General features: G+C 72.1%; 20 protein-coding genes and 1 tRNA gene. 10 read left to right on the plus strand and 11 right to left on the minus strand.

The window, feature by feature from the left end:
- Window positions 1–15: 15 nt before the first annotated feature.
- The 3 genes from B0I28_RS12170 (at window position 16) to B0I28_RS12180 (ending at window position 4,398) form a co-directional block, all read left to right on the plus strand.
- Window positions 16–1,041 (plus strand): GNAT family N-acetyltransferase, encoded by a 1,026-nt coding sequence (locus B0I28_RS12170; protein ID WP_106364101.1) that lies wholly within the window; start codon window positions 16–18, stop codon window positions 1,039–1,041.
- 84 nt (window positions 1,042–1,125) lie between these two features.
- A complete protein-coding gene (locus tag B0I28_RS12175) occupies window positions 1,126–2,937 on the plus strand; it encodes a potassium channel family protein (RefSeq protein WP_106364102.1) in 1,812 nt (603 codons plus the stop codon).
- A 195-nt stretch (window positions 2,938–3,132) separates the two neighbouring features.
- On the plus strand, window positions 3,133–4,398 hold the full coding sequence (locus tag B0I28_RS12180; protein WP_106364103.1) for a trypsin-like serine peptidase: 1,266 nt from the start codon (window positions 3,133–3,135) through the stop codon (window positions 4,396–4,398).
- Window positions 4,399–4,449: 51 nt separating this feature from the next.
- Here the strand turns inward: B0I28_RS12180 and mqnC are convergent, their stop codons facing one another.
- The 6 genes from mqnC to B0I28_RS12210 form a co-directional block, all read right to left on the minus strand.
- Window positions 4,450–5,601: a cyclic dehypoxanthinyl futalosine synthase gene (gene mqnC, locus B0I28_RS12185; RefSeq protein WP_106364104.1), complete on the minus strand. Its 1,152-nt coding sequence runs from the start codon at window positions 5,599–5,601 to the stop codon at window positions 4,450–4,452.
- Window positions 5,602–5,681: 80 nt separating this feature from the next.
- On the minus strand, window positions 5,682–6,452 hold the full coding sequence (locus B0I28_RS12190; protein WP_106364105.1) for an FAD-binding oxidoreductase: 771 nt from the start codon (window positions 6,450–6,452) through the stop codon (window positions 5,682–5,684).
- 59 nt (window positions 6,453–6,511) lie between these two features.
- The gene (locus tag B0I28_RS12195; protein ID WP_219926725.1) at window positions 6,512–7,363 is read right to left on the minus strand and encodes a menaquinone biosynthetic enzyme MqnA/MqnD family protein; all 852 of its coding nucleotides are present in this window, start codon (window positions 7,361–7,363) and stop codon (window positions 6,512–6,514) included.
- 76 nt (window positions 7,364–7,439) lie between these two features.
- Window positions 7,440–7,742, minus strand: coding sequence for an HPr family phosphocarrier protein (locus B0I28_RS12200; RefSeq protein ID WP_106364106.1), 303 nt, complete (start codon window positions 7,740–7,742; stop codon window positions 7,440–7,442).
- Window positions 7,743–7,881: 139 nt separating this feature from the next.
- Window positions 7,882–10,104, minus strand: a complete 2,223-nt coding sequence (locus tag B0I28_RS12205; protein WP_106364107.1) for a hypothetical protein — start codon at window positions 10,102–10,104, stop codon at window positions 7,882–7,884.
- Window positions 10,105–10,212: 108 nt separating this feature from the next.
- Complete coding sequence (locus tag B0I28_RS12210; protein WP_146148064.1) at window positions 10,213–11,571, minus strand: C40 family peptidase; 1,359 nt, start codon at window positions 11,569–11,571, stop codon at window positions 10,213–10,215.
- A gap of 286 nt (window positions 11,572–11,857) precedes the next feature.
- On the opposite strand from B0I28_RS12210, the gene mqnE reads away from it, so the two are divergent.
- The 3 genes from mqnE to B0I28_RS12225 are packed head-to-tail and all read left to right on the plus strand — an operon-like array spanning window position 11,858 to window position 13,697.
- Window positions 11,858–13,033, plus strand: a complete 1,176-nt coding sequence (gene mqnE, locus B0I28_RS12215; RefSeq protein ID WP_106364109.1) for an aminofutalosine synthase MqnE — start codon at window positions 11,858–11,860, stop codon at window positions 13,031–13,033.
- Between the two features lie 20 nt (window positions 13,034–13,053).
- Window positions 13,054–13,461: a hypothetical protein gene (locus B0I28_RS12220; RefSeq protein ID WP_106364110.1), complete on the plus strand. Its 408-nt coding sequence runs from the start codon at window positions 13,054–13,056 to the stop codon at window positions 13,459–13,461.
- Entirely contained in the window at window positions 13,458–13,697 is a 240-nt protein-coding gene (locus tag B0I28_RS12225) for a DUF4229 domain-containing protein (RefSeq protein ID WP_106364111.1), read from the plus strand. The genes B0I28_RS12220 and B0I28_RS12225 overlap by 4 nt, the downstream gene beginning before the upstream one ends.
- Window positions 13,698–13,778: 81 nt before the next feature.
- Here B0I28_RS12225 and B0I28_RS12230 read toward each other — a convergent pair whose 3' ends face one another.
- Entirely contained in the window at window positions 13,779–14,540 is a 762-nt protein-coding gene (locus tag B0I28_RS12230; protein ID WP_106364112.1) for an oxidoreductase, read from the minus strand.
- Window positions 14,541–14,893: 353 nt separating this feature from the next.
- Between B0I28_RS12230 and acs the strand changes: the two genes are divergently transcribed.
- The 3 genes from acs (at window position 14,894) to B0I28_RS12245 (ending at window position 19,168) form a co-directional block, all read left to right on the plus strand.
- Window positions 14,894–16,852, plus strand: coding sequence for an acetate--CoA ligase (acs, locus tag B0I28_RS12235; RefSeq protein WP_106364113.1), 1,959 nt, complete (start codon window positions 14,894–14,896; stop codon window positions 16,850–16,852).
- Window positions 16,853–16,963: 111 nt separating this feature from the next.
- The gene (locus B0I28_RS12240; protein ID WP_106364114.1) at window positions 16,964–17,884 is read left to right on the plus strand and encodes an alpha/beta fold hydrolase; all 921 of its coding nucleotides are present in this window, start codon (window positions 16,964–16,966) and stop codon (window positions 17,882–17,884) included.
- 141 nt (window positions 17,885–18,025) lie between these two features.
- On the plus strand, window positions 18,026–19,168 hold the full coding sequence (locus B0I28_RS12245; protein ID WP_106364368.1) for an amidohydrolase: 1,143 nt from the start codon (window positions 18,026–18,028) through the stop codon (window positions 19,166–19,168).
- Between the two features lie 57 nt (window positions 19,169–19,225).
- On the opposite strand, the gene B0I28_RS12250 is transcribed toward B0I28_RS12245, so the two are convergent.
- From B0I28_RS12250 to B0I28_RS12255, 3 genes are all read right to left on the minus strand, one after another.
- Window positions 19,226–19,441 (minus strand): hypothetical protein, encoded by a 216-nt coding sequence (locus B0I28_RS12250; protein WP_106364115.1) that lies wholly within the window; start codon window positions 19,439–19,441, stop codon window positions 19,226–19,228.
- Between the two features lie 183 nt (window positions 19,442–19,624).
- Complete coding sequence (locus B0I28_RS27240) at window positions 19,625–19,789, minus strand: hypothetical protein (RefSeq protein ID WP_181245766.1); 165 nt, start codon at window positions 19,787–19,789, stop codon at window positions 19,625–19,627.
- 236 nt (window positions 19,790–20,025) lie between these two features.
- Window positions 20,026–20,100, minus strand: a tRNA-Lys gene (locus tag B0I28_RS12255).
- Between the two features lie 429 nt (window positions 20,101–20,529).
- Here B0I28_RS12255 and B0I28_RS12260 point away from each other — a divergent pair.
- Window positions 20,530–21,273: a YaaA family protein gene (locus tag B0I28_RS12260; RefSeq protein ID WP_106364116.1), complete on the plus strand. Its 744-nt coding sequence runs from the start codon at window positions 20,530–20,532 to the stop codon at window positions 21,271–21,273.
- Window positions 21,274–21,511: 238 nt separating this feature from the next.
- Here the strand turns inward: B0I28_RS12260 and B0I28_RS12265 are convergent, their stop codons facing one another.
- Window positions 21,512–22,009 carry an inorganic diphosphatase gene (locus tag B0I28_RS12265; protein ID WP_106364117.1) on the minus strand — a complete coding sequence of 166 codons (498 nt, stop codon included), beginning with the start codon at window positions 22,007–22,009 and terminating at the stop codon, window positions 21,512–21,514.
- Window positions 22,010–22,022 lie beyond the last annotated feature (13 nt).

The raw sequence follows: 22,022 nt of genomic DNA on the forward strand, positions 1-22,022 counted from the left end.
GGGTAAGGATAAGAGATGCCCCTGAAGCAGCTCGCCCCCGGCGAGATGACGGACGACGACCTCCGCGACTGGTGCTCGGTGCTCAACGACATGACCGCCGCGGACATGCCGGCCGAACCGCGCTGGCGCACCGACCGCCTCCGCGACTACCTCGAAGCGACCCTCCCCGAGGACGAGCGGCACCTCTTCCTCGACCGCGACGCCGACGGCGACCTCGTCGGCCACGCCAGCCTCATCGTCTTCGGCGGCGAGCAGGCCGGGACCGGCGTCGTGGAGATGTCCACCCGGCCCTCCGCGCGCGGCAAGGGCGTGGGCACGCGCCTGCTCCGCGCCGTCGCCGAGTGCGCGAAGGCGGGCGGCTGCCGGACCCTCTCCGTCGAGGTCATCGCCACCACCCCCGCGGTCGGGTTCTACGACCGGCACGGCTTCGCGCGCTCCACCGTCGAGCAGCGCCACCTCCTGCGCTGGGCCGAGATCGACTGGGAGAAGATCGAGCACGCCGCCGGGCGCCTCGCCGCCGGGTACCGCCTCGAATACCACGCCGGGGGCGTCCCCGACCGCCTCATGGACTCCTACGCCGACGTCAAGGCGAACCTGCGGTCCGCGCCCGGGAACGTCGCGTTCGTGCCCGAGTGGCGCGGCTCGGCCTACGCCCCGGCCCTGCGCGACTCGTTCCAGACCCTCGCGCGCCGCGGCATGCGGTCCCACATCGCCGTCGCCGTCTCCGAGCCCTTCGGGAACGTCGTCGGCCTCACCGAGCTCGTCGTCTCCGCGCAGCGGCCCACCCGCGCCGACCAGTACGACACCGTCGTCGCCCCCGCCCACCGCTCCTACGGGCTCGCCATGACCATGAAGGCCCGCCTCCTCACCGAGCTGCGCCGCGCCGAGCCGCAGCTCGTCGACGTCCAGACCTGGACCCTCGACACCGCCGATGACGTCCGCTGGATCAACGGCGAGCTCGGCTTCGTCCACGACGTCGACTGGTACGACTACGAGACCGACGTCGACAAGCTCCTGTCCCGCCTCGCCCGCCCGGCCTGACCGGCCCGCCGGACCGGCCACTTGTGAAGATTCCGTGAACTGCTGTACCGCAACCGTTTGCGAACATTCTTTACACTGACAGTCATGCACCCCCGGCAGGACGGCTTCGACGACGCGCGCCACGAGCGCCGCGTCATCGTCGTCGGCGACAACGGGCTCACCCTCAGGTTCATCAGGAACCTCGTCGACAACTTCGCGTTCCACGTCGTCGCCGTCATCCCCTCCGGCCCCGGCGGCCAGCGCGACGAGATCCGCCGCGCCGCCGAGCACAACCCCCGCCTCACCGTGCGCGAGGCCCGCGCCGTCGACGCCGACGTCATCCGCGACGCCGGCCTCACCGACGCGTACGCCGTGGCCCTCATGGACCAGAACGACGTCGGGAACCTCCACCTCGCCCTGAAGCTGCGCGAGATGTCCCGCTACCTCAACGACGACACCCTCCCGCGCCTAGTCATCCGCATGTACAACAGCGGCCTGCGCGCCCACATGCAGAAGCTCCTCGGCGACGACGGCGTGTTCGTCAAGTCCGACGCCGACATGGTCGCCCGCACCTACGCGGCAGCGGCCCTGGAGCAGATCCCACCCGGCGACATCGTCATCTGGGACCGGCGCCTGTACCTCGCGCGCGCCGCCGACCCGCGCGCCCAGGCGCAGTGGGTCGTCGCCACCGGCAACGAGTTCGGCGTCGACATGATCCCCCCGGACCCCGACAACCCCGAGGACGCCGACGAGGCCGTGCGGCTGCTGTGCCTGGAGCCGGTCGCCGCGCGGCGGTGGGTCAAGCCGATGCTGGGGCGGGTCGCGCAGTGGTTCCGGCAGTCGCTGCACACGCTGCGGCGCACGTTCTCCAAGGGCCTGTGGATGGCCGCGGCCGTCCTCATGGTGGTGATGCTCGGCGGCATGACGACGCTGCTGACGGTGAACAGCCTCAACGCGAGCCGCGAAGTGAACGGCGACTTCTGGGACGCCCTGTACATGCTCGCGATGATGGCCGCGGGCGGCGCCGACCCGGACACGACCGACCACTGGGAGCTGCGGCTGACGCACGTCGTCGTGGTCGTCTCGGGCGCGCTGCTCATCCCGGTCGTCACCGGTGCGATCGTGCAGGCCGTCGTGGAGCGCCGGTACGCGCTCGCGGAGGGCCGCATGGTGCGCGCGGTCCGCGACCACGTGATCGTCGTCGGCCTGGGCAACATGGGGACCCGGGTCGTGGAGACGCTGCGGGAGCGGCGGATTCCGGTGGTGGCCATCGAGAAGGACCGCGACGCGATCGGGGTGCGGGCGGCGCGGGCCGCGGGCGCGCAGGTGCTCCTGGGGGACGCGAGCCGTCCCGCGACGCTCCAGGAGGCCGAGGTCAAGTACTCGCGGTCGCTGGTGGCGATGGCGAAGCAGGACTCCGCGAACCTGGAGACCGCCCTGTCGGGCCTGGAGTGCAAGCCGGACCTGCGCACGGTCATGCGCATCTACGACCCCGAGTTCGCGGCGCTCATCCGCCGCAACCTGAACAAGAACCGGTCCCTGCACGAGGCGTCGCAGCACTCCTCTTACAGCGCACCGCAGGTCGCGGCCGGGTCGTTCGCGCGCGAGCTGACCGAGGACGAGATCCTGGAGACCATCCCGGTGCGCGGCCAGATCGCGTACATCGCCGAGGTCACCGTGGAGGAGGGCGCGTGGCTCGACGACGTGCCCGCGCACAAGGCGACCGTGCCCGGCTCGCACCGGCTCCTGGCGGTGCGCCGCCCGACCGGGAACATCCGCTGGAACCCCGACGCGGGCTTCCAGATCGCCCACGGCGACAAGCTCCTGGTCCTGGTGACCCGCAGGGGCCTCAACGAGGTCCACGGCGCGTGCAGGCCGCCGGAGGCGGCCGCGGGGCGCCACCGGTTCGAGGCCTGACCCGCCGCGCTCTCTCCTTCTGCGACGCTCCGCCTGTGACGCTCACCGGTCCGCGCGAGCGCGCACCCTGCCCCGGCGGCGGGACCGGGCCGCTTCCGCTGCCTGTGACGCTCACTGGTTCGCGTGAGTACGCGCAACTTCCGGGCCGCTCGCTCGTTTCAACCGTGGAAACATCTCTCACGGAAGGGGCCGGCAGTGGCGGCGAGCGAGCGGAGACCGCGGGCGGATCGGGACGGCGCCGGAGGCGTCGGGAGCGGGAAGCGCAAGCGCCGCAAGGTCGTCCTGGCGGCGACCGCGGGCGCGTTGGCGCTGGGCGGCGCGGCGGTCGTGGTCCCCACGGCGTTCGCCGACGACCCGGTGTCGGAGGCCCTCGCGGGCGCTGCGGAGATCCTCCCGGTGGACGACTCGCTGCTGGGCCTGGTCGACGTCGGCGAGGTCGAGGAGCTGACCGAGTCGCTGACGTACGCGGACTCCCAGGACGCGGTCACGGTCTCCGGGCCCGACGCCGGGTACGTGAAGGTCCACTTCGAGCGGCTGCTGCTGAACGAGGGCGACTACGTGACGGTGTCGAGCCCCGACGGCGCCGAGTCGTACCGGTACGAGGAGTCCATGGTCGACCAGTGGGCGACCTCGATCACCGGCGACACCGCGATCGTGGAGCTGCACCGGGCCGAGTCGGGCCCGGCCTCTGACGCGCTCGGGGTCCTCATCGACCGGGCCGCGTACGGGTTCGCCTCCGACGTGGTCGACGCGCTCGTGGCCGAGCAGGCCGACGCGGCCCGCCCGGAGGAGAGCGTCTGCTCGGGCGACGAGAAGAAGTCCTCGGCGTGCTACCGGTCCTCGTACCCGGAGGTCGTGGAGCACGCGGAGCCGGTGGCGCGGCTGCTCATCGACGGGACGGTGCTGTGCACGGCGTTCCGGGTCGGCGAGGACAACCGGATGCTCACGAACCACCACTGCTTCACCGAGACGTGGGAGGCCCAGCAGACGGAGGTCTGGTTCGGGTACGACTGCGTCGCATGCGGGGCGGACGCGGCGAACATCCCGGTGAAGGTCGGCGGCCAGCAGGTCCTGAAGACCTCGAAGCCCCTGGACTACACCCTGTTCACCGTGGACGACTTCAAGCGGATCGACCAGTTCGGCTACCTGGAGCTCGCCGACGAGCCCGCGAAGGCGGGCGAGGCGATCTACATTCCGCAGCACCCGGCCGGGCGGCCGACGGAGATCGCCATGGAGTCCTCGGTGGACGGCGGCAACTGCGTCGTGAAGAACGCCGTCTACGACGGCTACATCGCCGGGAGCGACGTCTCCTACTACTGCGACACCGAGTTCGGCTCCTCCGGCTCCCCGGTCATCTCCCGCGACACCCACGAGGTCGTCGCCCTCCACCACTTCGGCGGCTGCCCCAACTCCGGCGTCAACGCCCAGCTCATCAAGGCCGAGATAGGCCGCCTGCTCTAGCGGCGCAAGCGAAACGCCCCGGGCGATGCCCGGGGCGTTTCGCGTTTCAGGTCACTTCACCTGCAACTCGGCGACGATCGTCGAGTAGTGGGAGCGGATGCGGTCGTCGGTCGGGTCGTCCTCCGGGGTCCAGTGGATCGCCATGCGCTCGTACAGCGTGTTGCGCTGCGCCGGAATGCGGTCGGCGGAGCGGATGAGGCCGATGAGCTCCGAGAGGCGCGACTGGTGGCGGGCGCCCGCCGAGGAGATCACGTTCTCCTCCAGCATGATCGATCCGAGGTCGTCGACGCCGAGGTGGAGGCTGAGCTGCCCGGAGGCCTTCCCGGTCGTCAGCCACGACGACTGGAGGTGCTTCACGTTGTGGAAGAACAGCCGCGCGGTCGCCAACAGCCGCAGGTACTCCAGGGTCGTCGCCTGCGTGCGGCCCTTCAGGTGGTTGTTCTCCGGCTGGTACGTCCACGGGATGAACGAGCGGAACCCGCCCGTGCGGTCCTGCACGTCGCGGATCATCCGCAGGTGCTCGATCCGCTCGGCCGCGGTCTCGCCCGTGCCCATCATCATCGTCGCGGTCGATTCGAGGCCCTGCCCGTGCGCGGCCTCCATGATCTCCAGCCACCGCTCGCCCGACTCCTTGAGCGGCGCGAGCGCGGTCCGCGGCCGCGCCGGGAGCATCTCGGCGCCCGCACCGGCGATGGAGTCGAGCCCGGCGGCCTTGATGCGGCGGATCGACTCGTCGATCTCCACGCCGGAGACCTTCGACATGTGGGCGATCTCCGACGGCCCGATGGAGTGGATCATCAGCTGCGGGTACTCGCGCTTGACGGAGGAGAACAGCTCCTCGTAGTACTCGACGCCGAAGTCGGGGTGGTGCCCGCCCTGGAGCATGACCTGCGTGGCGCCGAGGCTCACGGCCTCCCCGCAGCGGCGCAGGACCTCCTCCATCGGGTGGGCCCAGCCCTCGTCGTGCTTGGGGGCGCGGTAGAACGCGCAGAACTTGCACGCCGTGACGCACACGTTCGTGTAGTTGATGTTGCGGTCGATGATGTACGTGACGATGTTGTCGCCGACGACGCGCCGCCGGGCCGCGTCCGCGGCCTCCGCCAGCGGGTGGAAGGGCGCTTCGGTGTAGAGCAGCAGGGCTTCCTCGGCGCTGATGGCGCCGCCGTCGGCGGCGCGGGCGAGGACGTCGTCAATCTCGGCCATGCACGAAGCGTATCCGCCCAGGGGCCCTCCGGGACAGTGCGCCCGAACGGATTGACTCGTGGGTTACTCGCGGGTTCGCGCTACACCGTGTACAGCTCGGTGTGGATCTCCCCGGTCCCGGCCTCTTCGAGGACCTCCTTGACGCCGAGGACCATCTCGTACGGCCCGCACAGGAACCACTCGTCGACCTCGCCCGCGTCGACCACGGTGGCGAGGACCTCGCGGAGCCGCTCGGGCGTGAGGCGGCCCGTGAGCAGCGGCGTGGGCCCCTCGGTGCGGGTGCGCACGTGGTGGAGGCGCAGGCGGTCGCCGTGGACGCGTTCGAGCTCCCGCAGCTCGGGCAGGAACATCGTGGTGTCCTCGGTCCGGTTGGAGTACAGGAGGGTCACGGTCGCACCGGATTCGAGCGCGGCGGTGGCGATCGCGATGATCGGCGTGATCCCGGACCCGGCGACGACGGAGCCGTAGTGGCGGTCGGATCGGATGTCGGTGCAGAAGTGCCCCAGCGGCGGGAGCACTTCGAGGACGTCGCCGGGCTGGAGGCTCCGGTTCGCGTACCCGGAGAAGGAGCCCTTGGGGATCGAGCGGATGCCCAGGCGCAGCGTGCCGCGCTCGGCGAGCTCGCGCGGCGTCGACGCCAGGGAGTAGGAGCGGCGGACTTCGGAGCCGTCGGGCTCGACGCGCTGGAACGTGAGGTGCTGGCCGGGCTTGAAGTCGAACGCGGGCCGCAGGTGCTCGGGGACGGCGAGGGTGACTTCGACGGCGTCGCCGGTGAGGGCCCGGACGGCGCTGACGGTGAGCTTGTGCCACGCGGGGCGGTGCTTGCGGGGCTGCTTCAGCTCGATGGCCACGGGGCGGTCCTCTCGTCTTCCCGGGGTGTCGGTCGGGGTCGTTCAGATATCGCTGTCGTTCAGATATCGCTGTCGAAGAATTCGGGCCCTTCGGGCGAAAGGTCCTTCACTTCCGTGTAACGGGCGGCACGCGAGGCGAATTCCCGCAGGCCCGCGAGGTGCCGCTCACTGAGCCCGAACTGGAGCCGGTCGAAGTACTCGGCGAGCGCGGCGGGCGCGAAGGGCTCCCAGCGGGCCGCGGAGGCGACGACCGCGTCGATCTCGGCGCGGCTGAGGCGCACGGAGTCGCGGAACGCGAGGTGCACGTCCTTGACGAGCCCGGGATGGGCCTCGGCGTAGTCGCGGCGCACGGCCCACACGGCGAAGACCATCGGCAGGCCGGTCCAGTCCTTCCACTCCGCGGCGAGGTCGAGCACGTGCGCGCCCTGCGGGTCGTGGTGGACGCGGAGGGCTTCGTCGCCGATGAGGACGGCGGCGTCGGCGCCGTCGAGCGCGGACTCGACGTCGGGCGCGGTGACGCGGTACTCGGGCCTGCGGCCGTAGCGGTCCTCCAGGAGCATCTTGCCGAGGAGGACCCCGGTGCGCGAGAACGACGCGAGCGAGACGCGCGGCTCGGCGGGCAGGTCGGCGAGCGGGACCTTCGACACGAGGTTGACGCTGAGGACCGGGCCGTCGGCGGCGACCGCCGGGTCGGGGATGAGCAGCAGGTCGTCGCTGTGCTTCAGGTACTCGACCAGGGTGATCGGGCCGATGTCGAGGTCGCCTTCGACGAGGAGGCGGCTGAGTTCGTCGGGCGCGTCGCGGCGCAGCTCGAATTCGAGCAGCGCGCCCGTGCGGGCCAGTCCCCAGTAGATGGGCATGCAGTTGAGGAAGGCGATGTGGCCGACCCTCGGGCGTCGCGCGTTGTTCACGCTTCCGACGGTAGCCCCCTCCCGGGTCCTAGGACCGTCCCGAGAGGGCGGCGGCGTCGCCGGCGTCACGGAGGCTTCAGCGTTCGTCGATGTCCGCGAGGTCCTTCCCGCCGTCGGCGCCCGCGGTCTCGTCGTCGGTGACGAGCGCGACGAGCCGGTCGAGGACCTCCTCGTCGTCGCCGGTCAGGACGATCTCGTCGCCGGGACGCACGTCGAGGACGAGAACCTGGAGGATCGACTTCGCATCGTGCGTCTGGCCCTCACCGGTCTTCGCGATGGTCACCTCGCCGGGCGTCGAGGCGGCGGTCTCCACGAAGACCGTCGCGGGCCGCGCCTGAATCCCGACCTCTGTGCTCACTTTCACACGGCGCTCGGCCATGCTGCTCCCCTCCCCGTTCGCAGGGCCGCCGGGCGGCCCGTCAGGACCAGGATGGACCGGGCGCGGGGACGGCGGACGCGTTTTCGGGCTATTGCAGCAGGACGGGGCACAGAGTGGTCAGGCCGCGGCGCGGGGCGGGTCAGGCGTCGGCGTCGCCGTCCTCGGGCTTGGCGCCGTAGACGGTGGGCCGCGGGAGCGGGATGTGCTCGGGCAGCTCGGAGCGGTCGAGGTGGTTCTTGACGCGGGCGAGGCCGCGCCGGTAGCCGTCCTCGTCGGCGGGCGGCCAGGACGCGGGCGGCAGCTTGTGCGCGCCGGTCTTGGTGCTCGGCTCCTCGAACAGGCTGATGTCGGGCGCGTTCACGATTCTCTTGCGCGACGACTCGACCTCGGTCTGCGGGCCCTCCTCGGGGGCCGCTGACGGGGGCGTGTCGGCCTCGACCGGGGCGTCCTCCTGCGCGGCGGGCGTCGGCGCGGGGAGCGGCTCCTCGTACGGGGCGGCGTCGGAGAACGGGCTGTCGTCGGCGTACAGGTACGACGGCGGCGGTGTGGGCTCCGGGCGCGGCACGGGCTCGGGGTCCGGCGCGGGCGGCTGCGGCGGCGTCGGCTCGGGGTGCGGGACCGGTTCCGGCTCCGGGACCGGCGTCGGCTCCGGCAGCGGGTCGGGGACCGGGCCGGGCACCGGCGGCGTGGGGGCCGGCGGGGTCGGCTCCGGGGGCGGCGTCGGCTCGGGGGTCGGATCGACCGCGGCGGACGCGGCCGGGCCGGTCGCGCCGGGACCGTCGGTGCGCTCGTTGCCGGTGCGCTCGTTGACGGTGACCCCGGATTCGAGGTCCGCAGAGGCCTTCTCGACGGCACCGCCGAGCACGGCGTCGCTGAACGCCTTGGCGCCAAGGCCGATCACCGGTTCGGGGACGTCCTCCACGGGAGAGCCGGCGAGGTCGGCCGCGGCGTCCGCGGTCTCGACCAGGTCGGCGCCGGGGCTCGGGGCGTCCACGACCGCGGCGACCGCGAGGGCCTCCTCCAGCTCGGGCTCCACGACGGATTCCGGGTCGTCTCCCAGGCCGGGCGCGTCGTCGGGCGCGGGCGGCAGGGACTCGCCGGGCACGTCGTCGCCGAGGCCCGCCAGCGCGGACTCGTCGTCCTCGGTGAGCTCGGCGTCGTCGTCGGGGTCCTCGGGGTCGGGGAGGGTGTCCCAGGCGGCGTCCTCGTCGTCGTCTTCGGCGAGCGGCTCGGGGGCCGGGGGCGCGGCGGGCGGCGCCGGTTCGGGCTCGGGGGCGGGGCTCGCGGAGGCGGGGCTGCTGAAGCTGACGGCCGGCTCGGCGGGTTCGGCCGCGGGGACGGTGAAGCCGGGCGCGTAGGCGGCGCCGGGGCTGCTCTCGGAGGAGGGCACGCTGAATCCGGGCGGGGCGGCTTCGGGGACGGCGGGCGCGGTCGGGCCCGGGTCGGCGAAGGGCGCGTCGACGGGCGGGGGCGTGCGGCGCAGGATCTGCGTGCCGTCCGGAGCCGGGGCCGGGAAGTCCGGCGCGGGCGGGGCGCCGGGGGGCGCGAACATGCCGGATTCGGCCGAGGGCAGGCTGAAGCCGCTGCCCGCGGGGGGCGCGTAGGGCGCGCCGGTGACCGGGGAGGACGCCGAGGGCGGGTCGGTGAACGCCGGGTTCGCGCTCGGCGGCGGGAAGGCCGGGGGCGGCGGGGAGACCGGCGGGACCGTCGCCGGGGCGGCCGCGACGGGCGGCAGCGACTGCGAGGACTGGTACGGCGGCGGGGCCGACTGGTAGGGCTGGCCGGGCGGCTGCGGCGGCTGGTAGGGCGGGTACTGGCCCTGCGGGTGCGGCGGCGGGTACGCGGGGACCTGCGCGGCGCCGTAGGCGGGCGCAGGGGGCGGCACGGGGGCGGAGCCGTACTGGGGCACGGCGGCCTGGCCCTGCGGGGGGACGGGCTGCGGGACGGCGGCCGAGCCCTGGGCGGGCGGCGGGCCCCACTGCTGCTGCGGGGCGCCGTACGGCTGGTTCGGGGGCGGCTGGGGCGGTGCGGGCTGCGGAGGCTGTGCGACGCCTTGGGGCGGTGCCCCTTGCGGCTGTGCGGTGGGCTGGTAGGCGCCTGGCGGCGCGTACTGGGGTTCGGGCGGGGCGGCGTAGCCCTGGGGTTCGCCGGGCGGGGCGTACTGGGGGACCGCGGCCGCGCCGTACGCCTGGGGCGCACCGGGAGGCGCGTAGGACGGCGCGCCGTACCCGGCGGGCGGCGGGTAGTTCGGCTCCGCCGGGAAGCCGCCGAGCGGGGGCGGCAGGGGGGCGCCGCACTGGGGGCAGCGGCGCTGCCCGGACGTGAGCCGCTGGCCGCAGGAGCTACAGCTGTTTCCGTCCACGGAAGCCTCCTCGGGGCTGGAGCGTCGTCAATCGGGCACTTCAGATCACCATCGTGCCATCATCCGGTCGCGTCGCGTGCACGCCTTCCCACTACCCGGGGACGCCTCTCAGGACTCGGTCTCGCGCGTGAGCGCCCCCGCGACGGTGTCGGCCAGCGTCGGGGTGGGCGTCTCGCCCTCGTCCTCGGTGGGCGTCTGCGGGTCGTCGCTGGGGCTCGGCGAGGGCGACTCGGACGGCGTCTCGCTGTCGGTGGGCTCCGGGTCGGGCGACTCGGTCTCGCTGGGCGTGGGCCGGGGGTCGCGCGTGGTCGGGTCGTCGTCGGGCGAGCTGGGCTCGCCGGGGGTCTGCGTCGGGTCGCCCGCGTCGGGGTCGGTCTGGATCGCGTCGACGACCCGGTGGGCGCCCGCGAAGTTCGTGAACCAGATCGAGGAGATCTTCACGACGTCGCCGGTGCGCGGGGCCTGGATCATCTTGCCGTCGCCGAGGTACATGCCGGTGTGGTAGACGGACTGCCAGTTCCCGGGGTCGTCCCACCAGTAGAGGAGGTCGCCGGGGAGGAGCTTCTCGACGTCGACGGGCTTGTCGCGGGTCGCGTTGTACTGGTCGGCGGCGACGCGCGGGAGGCTCACGCCCGCATAGGCGTACGCGGACTGGACGAGTCCGGAGCAGTCGAACGAGTCGGGCCCTTCGGCGCCCCACACGTACGGGTCGCCGAGCTGCGCGAGCGCGTACTCGACGGCCTTCTTCGCCTCGGGGGCGGCGTCCCAGCCGTCGACTTCGGACGAGAAGTCGTCGGAGTACTGGGCGGCGGCGGCCTCGCGTTCGCGTTCGAGCTGCTCCAGGGCCTCGCGGTTCTCCTCGACGAGCGCGTCGAGCGCGGCCTGCGCGGCGTCGAACTCGGTGTCGAGGGCGAGGTAGCGGGTCTCGGCGCGGTCGGCGGAGAGGACGGCGGCGTCATAGGCGGCGCGGGCGACCTGCTCGGCGGTGGCGGCCTCGTCGAGGTCGGAGGAGAGCGCGGGCAGGTCCCACTCGCCGCCGAGGGGCGCGAGCCCGGACAGGTCGGGCAGCTCGGTGTCGGGGACGCCCGCGGTGTCGGCGTAGGCCTCGCCCGCGGCGTAGTCGAGGGCCTCCTGCGCGGCCGCGAGCTCGGCGGTCGTCGCCGTCCACTCGGTCTGCGCGGTGGCGAGGCGGGTCTCGCGGGCGGTCCACTCCTGCTGCGCGTCGGTGGTCTCCTCGGCGAGCTGCGCGAGGTCGATCGACGCGGCGGTGATCTCGTCGCCGAGCGGGCCGTCGGCGGTCTCGGGGTTGGTGACGGGCGTGTCGTCGCCCGCCCCGCCGAGGGGCCTGGAGCCGTCGTCGGGGACCGTCACACCGGGCTCGGCGAACGCGGGCAGCGCCCCGCCGAAGACGACGGCCGCGGCACTCGCAGCGGCGATCATGCGGGCACCGAACCGTGAAACGCGCATGTGAGGTGTCCTTCTGTGGGGGGAGCCACGGATACTGTACCGAAGACACGCCACCCTCGCATCCACGGTTGCCCCGGCACGCCGATCGTGTTGGCCGCCACTCGGTGTCAGACCCCCGCGTAGATTTGAAACGGGGGTCCCCGGGTGTCCGATATGCCGGGACCCTCCGTTCACGTTCAGCAGCGCCGCCGACCGCGTCCACGGCCTCACAAGCGAATCGTGCGCGGCGGCCGCGGCGTGGCCGCGGCGCTACGCTGGCACCGAACGCGACAACGTTGGGAGCGCCATGGACGACACCGCCAGGTTCAAGGCCGGGATCGAGGAGAAGCTCGCCGCGGGCGAGCGGCTGAGCTTCGAGGACGGCGTCGGGCTGTACGAGGTCGACGACCTCGCCTGGCTCGGCCGCCTCGCGCACGGGGTCCGCACCGCCAAGAACGGCGACCGGACCATGTTCAACGTCAACCGCCACCTCAACCTCACCAACGTGTGCTCCGCGTCCTGCGCGTACTGCTCGTTCCAGCGCAAGCCCGGCGAGGCCGACGCGTACACGATGCGCGTCGAGCAGGCCGTGGCCCTCGCCGAGCAGATGAAGGGCGACGCCCCCACCGAGCTGCACATCGTCAACGGCCTCCACCCGACCCTCCCGTGGCGCTACTACCCGCGGGTCCTCAAGGCCCTCAAGGAGACCCTCCCCGAGGTGAACCTGAAGGCGTTCACCGCCACCGAGGTCCAGTGGTTCGAGAAGATCTCCGGCCTGAGCGCCGACGAGATCCTCGACGAGCTCATCGAGGCCGGCCTGGAGTCGCTCACCGGCGGCGGCGCCGAGATCTTCGACTGGGAGATCCGCCAGCACATCGTCGACCACGACTGCCACTGGGAGGACTGGTCGCGCATCCACCGCCTCGCCCACTCCAAGGGCCTGCGCACCCCCGCCACGATGCTCTACGGCCACATCGAGGAGCCCCGCCACCGCGTCGACCACGTGCTGCGCCTGCGCGAGCTCCAGGACGAGACCGGCGGCTTCGCCGTGTTCATCCCGCTGCGCTACCAGCACGACTTCCACGACTCCCGGGACGGGAAGATCCGCAACAAGCTCCAGGCGCGCACCACGATGGCGAGCCCGGCCGAGTCCCTCAAGGTCTTCGCGGTCTCGCGGCTCCTGCTCGACAACTTCGACCACGTCAAGTGCTTCTGGGTCATGCACGGCCTCGACGTCGCGCAGCTGTCCCTCTCGTTCGGCGCCGACGACCTCGACGGCTCGGTCGTGGAGTACAAGATCACCCACGACGCCGACGAGTACGGCACGCCCGACAAGATGACCCGCGACGACCTCCTGGAGCTCATCCGCGACGCCGGGTTCCGGCCCGTCGAGCGCAACACCCGCTACGACGTGGTGCGCGAGTACGAAGGGCCCCAGACGATCGCCGAGCGCCGGGCCGAGCCGCAGTCCGTGAAGTTCTAGCGGCGCCCGTCGGAACCGCCATGGCACAGTCGAAACCGGAGACGCCCGCGGCCGGGACCCTCGGCCAGCTGCTGGGGACCGCGCTCGCGTACTTCGTGATGGGCGCGGTCGTCCTCGTCGTCATCGACCTGCTGTTCGTGTTCCCGAGCGGGCGGCCGTTCGGCGAGACCTCCGGGTGGATCGCCGCGCTGCCGACCGTGTGGGCGTACACCGAGCAGTTCCGGCGCTACGGCGGCGCGGCCCGCTGGGGCGTCATGCTCGTCGGCGTGGTGCTCGGCCTCGGGGCCGGGCTCGCCGTCGGGGTGCTCCTGCCCCCGACGTGGCCGCCGATGCTCGCCGGCGGCCTCGCCGGACTGACCGCAGCACTCGTCTACGCGCCCCTGTGGTACGCAGGGGCCCGCACCTTCGGAGAGGAGCGGCCCGCATGAACCCGGTCGCCAAGTTCTACCTCGCGCGCGTGGCGCTCGTCGCCGTCGTCGCCGTCCCCTTGATGTTCTTCATCAACGCGCTGCTCGCGCTCGCCGCGGGCCTGCTCGTGTCGATGGTCCTGGGCTTCGTGCTGCTGCGCAAGCAGCGCGAGGCCATGATCGCGCACATCGACGCCGGAGTGAAGCGCCGCCGCGAGGAGAAGGAGCAGCTGCGCGCCGAACTCGCAGGCGAGTAAGCCGTAAGGGCTGAGTGGACTAAGGAACCCAAGGGCGCCTTATGGGGTAAGGGTCTTACCTCATGAGGCGCCTTCCGCGTCTTACGCGTCCTTCATGAGCTCCGAGCAGATCTGGAGCGTCTCGGCCGCCCCGGCCTCCAGGGCCTTGCCGTAGTGCTTGAGCCAGGACCGGACCCCGTCGGGCGTGCCGGTCGACCAGGCGCGCTGCGCGCCCACGTACTCCGGCTGGCGCTCCAGGTGCCCGGCGTCGACGGTGATGAGCAGCTTCGGGTCGAGTCCCTTGCTGGCCAGCGCGAGCCGGGCCGCCGCGCGGGCGACCACGTTGTTGGCGACGGGGAACGGCCGCACCGACAGGAGCTCGCCGTGGACGACGGCGGCGGCCATCGCGGCAGGGATCTCCTTGGTGGGGTTGGTGACCAGGGCGCAGAGGGCGTTGATGCGCGCGGACCCGGACTCGTCGACCTCGATGCGGCCGGGCTCGAAGTCGACGCCGGCGTCGGGGAGGTCGCGGGTGGCGAGGAGGTGGAGCTTCGCGAGGACGTACCGCGGGGAGACGGGCCAGACGCCCGCGAGGGACGGGAGGGCGTCGGTGACGGCGAGGACGCCGGAGACGACCGGGTCGTCGAAGTCCCCGGCGCGCAGGCGCTCCACGTCGCAGTCGTACCCGTCGAGGGCGAGGGTCGCGGAGGCCGAGTGCAGTGCGACCTCGGTCCCGACGAGGGCCTCGGCCGCTTCGCCGCCGCGCAGGGCCTCGTGCCAGAGCATGCGGTCGACACCGGCTCGGGCGTTCTCCAGGGCGTCGGCGACCTCGGAGAGTTCGAGGAGAGGCGCGAGAGGATCCACGGGCGGAACCTTACCTTTAGTGCGGAGCACGCAAACGGCGCACCGGGCGGGCTAGAGGGCAGTCACAGAACAGTATCGGACTTCGCGGGTCGACACCGCTCCGACGATACCCGGCGAATCGGCGTGCAAGGGTCCCCGAGGAGAGCGAACCAGGCCGGGCGGACCCGGCCGGGGCGGGCCGCTCGGCGGCCGCCCGACGCCCGTCCACGGGCCGTTCGGCGATGGCAGGTCCCAGATGCCGGTGCCCGCCTCAGGGGCACGTTCCGTGTCGCCGAATGCGCGGTAGTGTTACCGGACATAGACCCGCCTCACAGTCGCGCATTGGCGCGTAGATCTGTAAGGAGCCAATACCAGTGGCAGATACCCCGCAAGAGACGCTTGCCAATCTCCTGTCGGAGGACCGGACCTTCCCGCCGTCCCCCGAGTTCACTCAGGCGGCGAACGTCACGGCGGCCGCCTACGACGAAGCCGCCGCCGACCGCCTCGCGTTCTGGGAGGCCCAGGCCCGCCGGCTCGACTGGTCGAAGGACTGGGACCGGGTCCTGGACTGGGACAACCCGCCGTTCGCGAAGTGGTTCACCGGCGGCGAGCTGAACGTCAGCGCGAACTGCCTCGACCGGCACGTGGCGAACGGCCTCGGCGACCGGGTGGCGATCCACTTCGAGGGCGAGCCGGGCGACACGCGCGCGGTCACGTACGCGGAGCTGCTCGACGAGGTCAAGCGGGCCGCGAACGCGCTCACCGATCTGGGTGTGGAGGCGGGCGACCGGGTCGTCATCTACATGCCGATGATCCCCGAGGCCGCAGTGGCGATGCTGGCGTGCGCGCGCATCGGCGCCCCGCACTCGGTGGTGTTCGGCGGGTTCAGCGCCGCGGCGCTGTCGAGCCGCATCGACGACGCGGGCGCGAAGCTCGTGATCTGCGCCGACGGCGGTTTCCGCAAGGGGAAGGCGTTCGCGCTCAAGCCCACCGTGGACGAGGCGCTCGAATCGTGCCCGTCGGTGGAGCAGGTCCTCGTGGTGACCCGCACGGGGCAGGAGGTCGCGTGGAACGACCGCGACGTCAAGTGGGAGGACGCCGTCGGCGGCGCGTCCAATGAGCACGAGGCGCAGCCGTTCGACGCGGAGCACCCGCTGTTCATCCTGTACACGTCGGGGACGACGGGGAAGCCGAAGGGCATCCTGCACACGTCGGGCGGGTACCTGACGCAGGCGTCGTTCACGCACCACGCCGTGTTCGACCTGAAGCCGGAGACGGACGTGTACTGGTGCACCGCCGACATCGGCTGGGTCACCGGGCACTCGTACATCGTCTACGGGCCCATGTCGAACGGCGCCACGCAGGTCATGTACGAGGGCACCCCGGACACGCCGCACACGGGCCGGTTCTGGGAGATCGTGCAGAAGTACGGGGTGACGATCCTGTACACGGCGCCGACGGCGATCCGCACGTTCATGAAGTGGGGCGACGACGTGCCCGCCAAGTTCGACCTGTCGAGCCTGCGGGTCCTCGGGTCGGTCGGCGAGCCGATCAACCCCGAGGCGTGGGTGTGGTACCGCGAGCACATCGGCGGCGGGTCGACGCCCGTGGTGGACACGTGGTGGCAGACCGAGACCGGCGCGATCATGGTGTCGCCGCTGCCGGGCGTGACGGCGACGAAGCCGGGTTCGGCGCAGCGGCCGCTGCCGGGGATCAGCGTCGACGTCGTCGACGAGCAGGGCGAGGCGGTGCCGGACGGCGGCGGCGGGTTCCTGGTGATCCGCGAGCCGTGGCCGTCGATGCTCCGCACGATCTGGGGCGACGACCAGCGGTTCCTCGACACGTACTGGGCGCACTTCGACGGCATGTACTTCGCCGGGGACGGCGCGAAGAAGGACGACGACGGGGACCTGTGGCTCCTCGGCCGGGTCGACGACATCATGCTGGTGTCGGGGCACAACATCTCCACGACCGAAGTGGAGTCGGCGCTGGTGAGCCATGAGACCGTGGCGGAGGCGGCGGTCGTGGGGGCGTCGGACCCGGTGACGGGCCAGGGCATCGTCGCGTTCGTGATCCTGCGCGGGCAGTCGGAGTCGAGCCCCGAGCACCTCGCGGAGCTGCGCGCGCACGTCGCGAAGACGCTGGGCGCCATCGCGAAGCCCCGCCAGGTCATCATCGTGGCGGAGCTGCCGAAGACCCGCTCGGGCAAGATCATGCGGCGGCTGCTGCGCGACATCGCCGAGGACCGCGAGATCGGCGACGTCACGACCCTCGCCGACAACACCGTCATGAGCCGCATCAAGACCGGGCTGCAAGGCGGCAAGGAGGACTGAGGGCTCCTGATCGTAGATCCTATTTCCTATAGGAAATAGGATCTACGATCCGGGCCACGGCCGCGCCCGGCGGCCCGCCGTGACCCTTCCGTCACCTCGTACGCTGTCCGCGTGACCCGCAAGACCTTCGCCGACAGCGCCGCCCTGAAGCAGGGCCCCTGGACGCACCGGCAAGTCGACGCCAACGGCTCGCGCTTCCACGTGGCCGAGGCCGGAGAAGGCCCGCTCATCCTGCTCCTGCACGGCTTCCCCGAGTTCTGGTGGGCGTGGCGCCACCAGATGCCCGCGCTCGCCGACGCGGGCTTCCGCGTCGTCGCCGCCGACCTGCGCGGCTACGGCGCCTCCGACAAGCCGCCGAAGGGCTACGACGCGTACACGATGGCCGCCGACGTCGTCGGGCTCGTGCGGGCCCTCGGCGAGCGCGAGGCGACGGTGGTCGGGCACGACCTCGGCGGGATCCTCGCGTTCGCGGCGGCGGCGTTCCACCCCAGGCAGTTCAAGTCCCTCGTGGTCCTCGGCGCGGCGCACCCGCTGCGCCAGCGGGCGGCGCTCGCGGTGGACCCGAAGGGCCAGCTGTCGGCGTCCCGGCACCTGTTCGCGTTCCAGATGCCCCGCTACGAGCACAAGCTGACGGCTTGGGACGCAAGGAAAGTGGCGGACCTGATGTACGCGTGGTCGGGTCCGGGCTGGCGAGGGACGCGGGACTTCCAGGAGTACGTGCGGGCGTGCAGGGACGTCATCCAGATCCCGCAGGCGGCGTTCTGCGCGCTGGAGGCGTTCCGGTGGCCGTTCCGCACGTCGGTGGGGCTGGCGGGGCGGCGGTTCGTGAAGCTGCTCCAGCGGCCGACGCCGGTGCCGGTGCTCCAGTTGCACGGCGCGCTCGACACGTGCGTGCTGCCGCGGACGGCGCAGGGGTCGGGGCGGTACGTGCACGGGCGGTACGAGTGGAAGCTCCTCGACGGGGTGGGGCACTTCCCGCAGCAGGAGGCGCCGGAGACGGTGACGAAGGAGATCATCCGGTGGGCGTCGTGAGCCGCACCGCGGGCAGTGCCGTGAACCGCGGCCACTGATTCGGGTGAGGGCCGGTCACAATACGGTCAACAATTAGCCGCTCGGCTAGTTGATGCGGCAGGATTGGGCGGCAAGCTGCTGTCGAATTCCGAAGGCGGGTCCATGTCCCATGCCGCGTACGCGCTCACCGGCGCGACGATCGTCCCCATCACGTCGGCTCCGATCGAGCAGGGCGTCATCATCGTCGAGGACGGCCGCATCAGCGCCGTCGGCGGCCCCGACCTCGCCGTCCCCGCGGGCACTGAAGTCATCGACGCTTCCGGCAAGTGGATCGTCCCGGGCCTCATCGACGCCCACACGCACCTCGGCGTCCACGAGACCGGCGAGGGCTGGGCGGGCGACGACACCAACGAGATGACCGACCCGAACACCGCGCACGTGCGGGCCCTGGACGGCATCAACCCGACCGAGCCCGGCTTCGCCGACGCGCTCGCGGGCGGCGTCCTCACCGCGTGCGTCAACCCCGGGTCCGGGAACGTCATCGGCGGCGAGTGCGTCGTCGTCAAGACCGCCGGGGGCCGGCGCGTCGACGACCTCGTGGTCCGCTCCCCCGCCGGGATCAAGTCGGCGCTCGGCGAGAACCCGAAGCGCGTGTACGGCGAGAAGGGCCAGACCCCCAAGACCCGCATGGGGACCGCGGGCGTGCTCCGGTCGGCGTTCATCGCCGCCGAGAGGCACCGCGCCTCCGAGAACCCCGACCGGGACCTGAAGCTGGAGAACCTCGTCAAGGTCCTCGACCGCGAGATCCCCTGGCGCCAGCACTGCCACCGCGCCGACGACATCGCCACGGCGATCCGCGTCGCCGACGAGTTCGGGTACGAGCTGGTGCTCGACCACGGGACCGAGGCGCACCTGCTCGCCGACGTCATCGCCGAGAAGGGCATCCCGGTCCTGTTCGGGCCCTTGCTGACCGCGCGCGCGAAGGTCGAGACCGCGAAGCGGTTCCCCGCGAACGCCGTGAAGATGGCCGAGGCGGGCGTCAAGCTCGTCATCATGACCGACCACCCGGTCGTGCCGATCCAGTACCTGATCGTGCAGGTCATGGAGTGCGTGAAGGCGGGCCTGGACCGCGAGACCGCGCTGCGGGCCGTGACGATCAACCCCGCGGAGGTCCTGGGCGTGGCCGACCGGCTCGGCTCGCTCGAAGCGGGCAAGGACGCGGACTTCTGCGTGTGGTCGGGCGACCCGCTCGACTACTACTCGACGGTGGAGCGCGCGTACATCGACGGCGTGCAGGTCGACTAGACGACACGACAAGGGCCCGGGAGGCATTCCGCCTCCCGGGCCCTGGCCGTGTTCGCGCTATGCGGCGCGGCGGACGTCGGCGCGCGACGGCAGGGCCGCGAGCTCGCCGCGGACGCGCAGGTCGCGAGCGATGAAGCCGTGCCGTGCGGCGGCGAAGCCGCCGACGATGCGGTCGAGGAGCGTGGGCCGGTCCTCGACCACGGGCGCGTTCGGCAGGGCCGACTCGGCCTCGGTCTTGAGCATCTGGATCGCGAGCATGGCGTAGTGGTCCATGGTGTTTCCTTCCGGGCGGTGATGCACGATGCGTGCCGCGCCGGTGCGGCATGAGGCCCGACCGGATCGCGGTCCCCCGGGGCCTCGCCGACTACTCTGCCCGTCCGGTGTCACCGGCTCATTACGCCCCAGCAAACCCTCGGGCAAGCCTCGTGAACACCAAGGTGCCGATCATGCCCCACGTCACAGCTCCGCGGACGCGGGGAACCCGCTCATCACCGCCAGAGCCCGCCGCAGGACCTCGGCGTCCGCCGGATCGAGATCGGACGTCAGGTCGACGTCGATGTCGGCGGCGAACCCGTTGCAGGACTTGAGCAGCGCCCTCCCGTCCGCAGTGATCGCGAGCACCTGGCGCCGCCGGTTCCCCGGATCGCGCTCCCGAGCCCCTCGGTACTCACGCGAGACCGCCGCGTCGCCCTCGACTCGCGGCGACCGACGCGATCCTGGGGACGATGCTGTACCGCTCGCTGATCCCCGAACCCGTCCCCGGCGGCGCCGCGGGATTCCTGGACCTCCTGCTCAACGGCATCCGGCCCTGACAACGAAAAAGAACGGCGCGGACCGCGGCCCTGCACCGTCCAAGATGGTGGGCCCCCTCGGACTCGAACCGAGAACCTACGGATTAAAAGTCCGCAGCTCTGCCATTGAGCTAGAGGCCCTTGCCGGGGACCTTACCGCATCCGGGCGGACGGGGCGCAGGTGGCGGGGTCCGGATGGCCTGCGGCACTCGGAATGTCGGAGGGGTCGGGCAGGATGGGCGGAGGGACTCGCGGACCGGGTCCGGACGGCCTCCGGGCAAGCTCCACCGCCGGGCCGGTGGCGGTGGAACCCGCGGCGGGCGGTGTGGGCTCGACGCCGCCGCTGGACGGCGCGGCGGCAGTCGCGGAGAACCGCCGCCGCGCCTATTCGACCCGGCGTCACACGTGGCCCTCGGTGGGGGCGGGCCCGCTCCCGCTGGAATCGAACATATGTACTATAGCGGATCGCCGCCCGCCCGTGCACCCCCGGTCGGGTGAAAACCCGGGAGGCCCGCCGCGCGGGTGCGGCCCCGACGGCACCAGGCGGACGGGCAGGTAGACTCGCCTGCTGTGCTCATACTGCTGCCGCCGTCAGAGGGGAAGGCCGTCCAAGGCGACGGTCCGTCCCTCGACCTCGGGCGACTCTCCTCACCGGCGCTGAACCCCATCCGCGAACTCCTGGTCGACCGGCTCGTCGAGCTGTGCGCCGACGAGGAGGCGGCCGTGCGGACCCTGAAACTCCCTGCGACGCAGCGGCATTACGTCCAGGCGAACCGGGCGCTGCGCAGCGCCCCGACCCTCGCGGCCTGGGAGCTCTACAACGGCGTCCTCTACGACCGGCTCGGCCTCGGCGACCTGCCCGACGGCGAGCAGGTTCTCATCGCGTCGCCGCTGTGGGGGCTCCTGCGGCCCTCCGACCGGGTGCCGCCGTACCGGATGCCGATGAGCGCGAAGCTCCCCGGCACCGAGACCCTCGCGAAGCTGTGGCGCCCGGCCGTCGCCGAAGTGCTCGGCGCCCGCGACGAGCTCGTGGTCGACCTCCGCTCCGGCGCGTACGCGCAGGTGTGGGGCCCCAAGGACCGCGGCGTGTCGGTGCGCGTGTTCAAAGAGGACGCCGACGGGCGGCGCAGCGTCGTCACCCACATGGCGAAGGCGACCCGCGGCGAAGTCGCGCGCGCCCTCCTCGCCGGCGGCGCCCGCCCCGAATCCGCGGCCGAACTCGGCGACTTCCTCGCGGGTCAGGGCTGGAAGGTCGAACTCTCCGAGCCCGCCACCCGCTCCAAGCCCTGGCTCCTCGACATCGTCGGCGCCTGACCGCCCGAAAGCTACCCTCGCGTGTAGTAACCAGCACCCCCGGTGCCGATGATGCCCGCGCAATGCTGAAGCCCAGCTGAAGACCGACGCGACCTACCCTCGCGTGTAGTAAGCAGCGCCCCCGGTGCCGATGGTGCCTCGGGGTTGCTGAAGGGGAGCTGAAGGCGCTGGTCGCGGCAAGAGACGGCGAAGGGGGCGGTCCGGGCTTGCGCCCGGGCCGCCCCCTTCGGTTCGTCGTCTAGTGGTTGGAGTGGTAGCCGGCGGCCTTCGCGCGGTCGAAGGAGCGGCGGACCTCTTCTTCGGCCTCGGCGCGGCCGGTCCAGGTCGCGCCCTCGACGCTCTTGCCGGGTTCGAGGTCCTTGTAGACCGTGAAGAAGTGCTGGATCTCCAGGCGGTCGAACTCGGGGACGTCGGCGATGTCCTTGAAGCGGTCCTTGCGCGGGTCCTCCGCGGGGACGCAGAGGACCTTGTCGTCCACGCCCTTCTCGTCGCGCATGCGGAACATGCCGATCGCGCGGGCGCGGATCACGCAGCCGGGGAACGTGGGCTCGACGAGCACCAGCGCGTCCAGCGGGTCGCCGTCCTGACCGAGGGTGTCGTCGATGAAACCGTAGTCGGCCGGGTACACCGTGGCGGTGAACAGCGTCCGGTCCAGGCGGATGCGACCGGTCTCGTGGTCGATCTCGTACTTGTTGGCGCTCCCCTTGGGGATCTCGACGGTCACGTCGAACTCCATCGGCCGACCTCCT

Origin of the sequence: Glycomyces artemisiae (genome assembly GCF_003002955.1) — a bacterium.
Taxonomy (GTDB): domain Bacteria; phylum Actinomycetota; class Actinomycetes; order Mycobacteriales; family Micromonosporaceae; genus Glycomyces; species Glycomyces artemisiae.

Coding starts and splice junctions, on each gene's coding strand:
- B0I28_RS12170 (WP_106364101.1), top strand. CDS start 16: ATGCCCCTGAAGCAGCTCGCCCCCGGCGAGATGACGGACGACGACCTC.
- B0I28_RS12175 (WP_106364102.1), top strand. CDS start 1,126: ATGCACCCCCGGCAGGACGGCTTCGACGACGCGCGCCACGAGCGCCGC.
- mqnC (WP_106364104.1), bottom strand. CDS start 5,601: ATGGCCGAGATTGACGACGTCCTCGCCCGCGCCGCCGACGGCGGCGCC.
- B0I28_RS12200 (WP_106364106.1), bottom strand. CDS start 7,742: ATGGCCGAGCGCCGTGTGAAAGTGAGCACAGAGGTCGGGATTCAGGCG.
- B0I28_RS12210 (WP_146148064.1), bottom strand. CDS start 11,571: ATGCGCGTTTCACGGTTCGGTGCCCGCATGATCGCCGCTGCGAGTGCC.
- mqnE (WP_106364109.1), top strand. CDS start 11,858: ATGGACGACACCGCCAGGTTCAAGGCCGGGATCGAGGAGAAGCTCGCC.
- B0I28_RS12220 (WP_106364110.1), top strand. CDS start 13,054: ATGGCACAGTCGAAACCGGAGACGCCCGCGGCCGGGACCCTCGGCCAG.
- B0I28_RS12225 (WP_106364111.1), top strand. CDS start 13,458: ATGAACCCGGTCGCCAAGTTCTACCTCGCGCGCGTGGCGCTCGTCGCC.
- B0I28_RS12245 (WP_106364368.1), top strand. CDS start 18,026: ATGTCCCATGCCGCGTACGCGCTCACCGGCGCGACGATCGTCCCCATC.
- B0I28_RS12250 (WP_106364115.1), bottom strand. CDS start 19,441: ATGGACCACTACGCCATGCTCGCGATCCAGATGCTCAAGACCGAGGCC.
- B0I28_RS12265 (WP_106364117.1), bottom strand. CDS start 22,009: ATGGAGTTCGACGTGACCGTCGAGATCCCCAAGGGGAGCGCCAACAAG.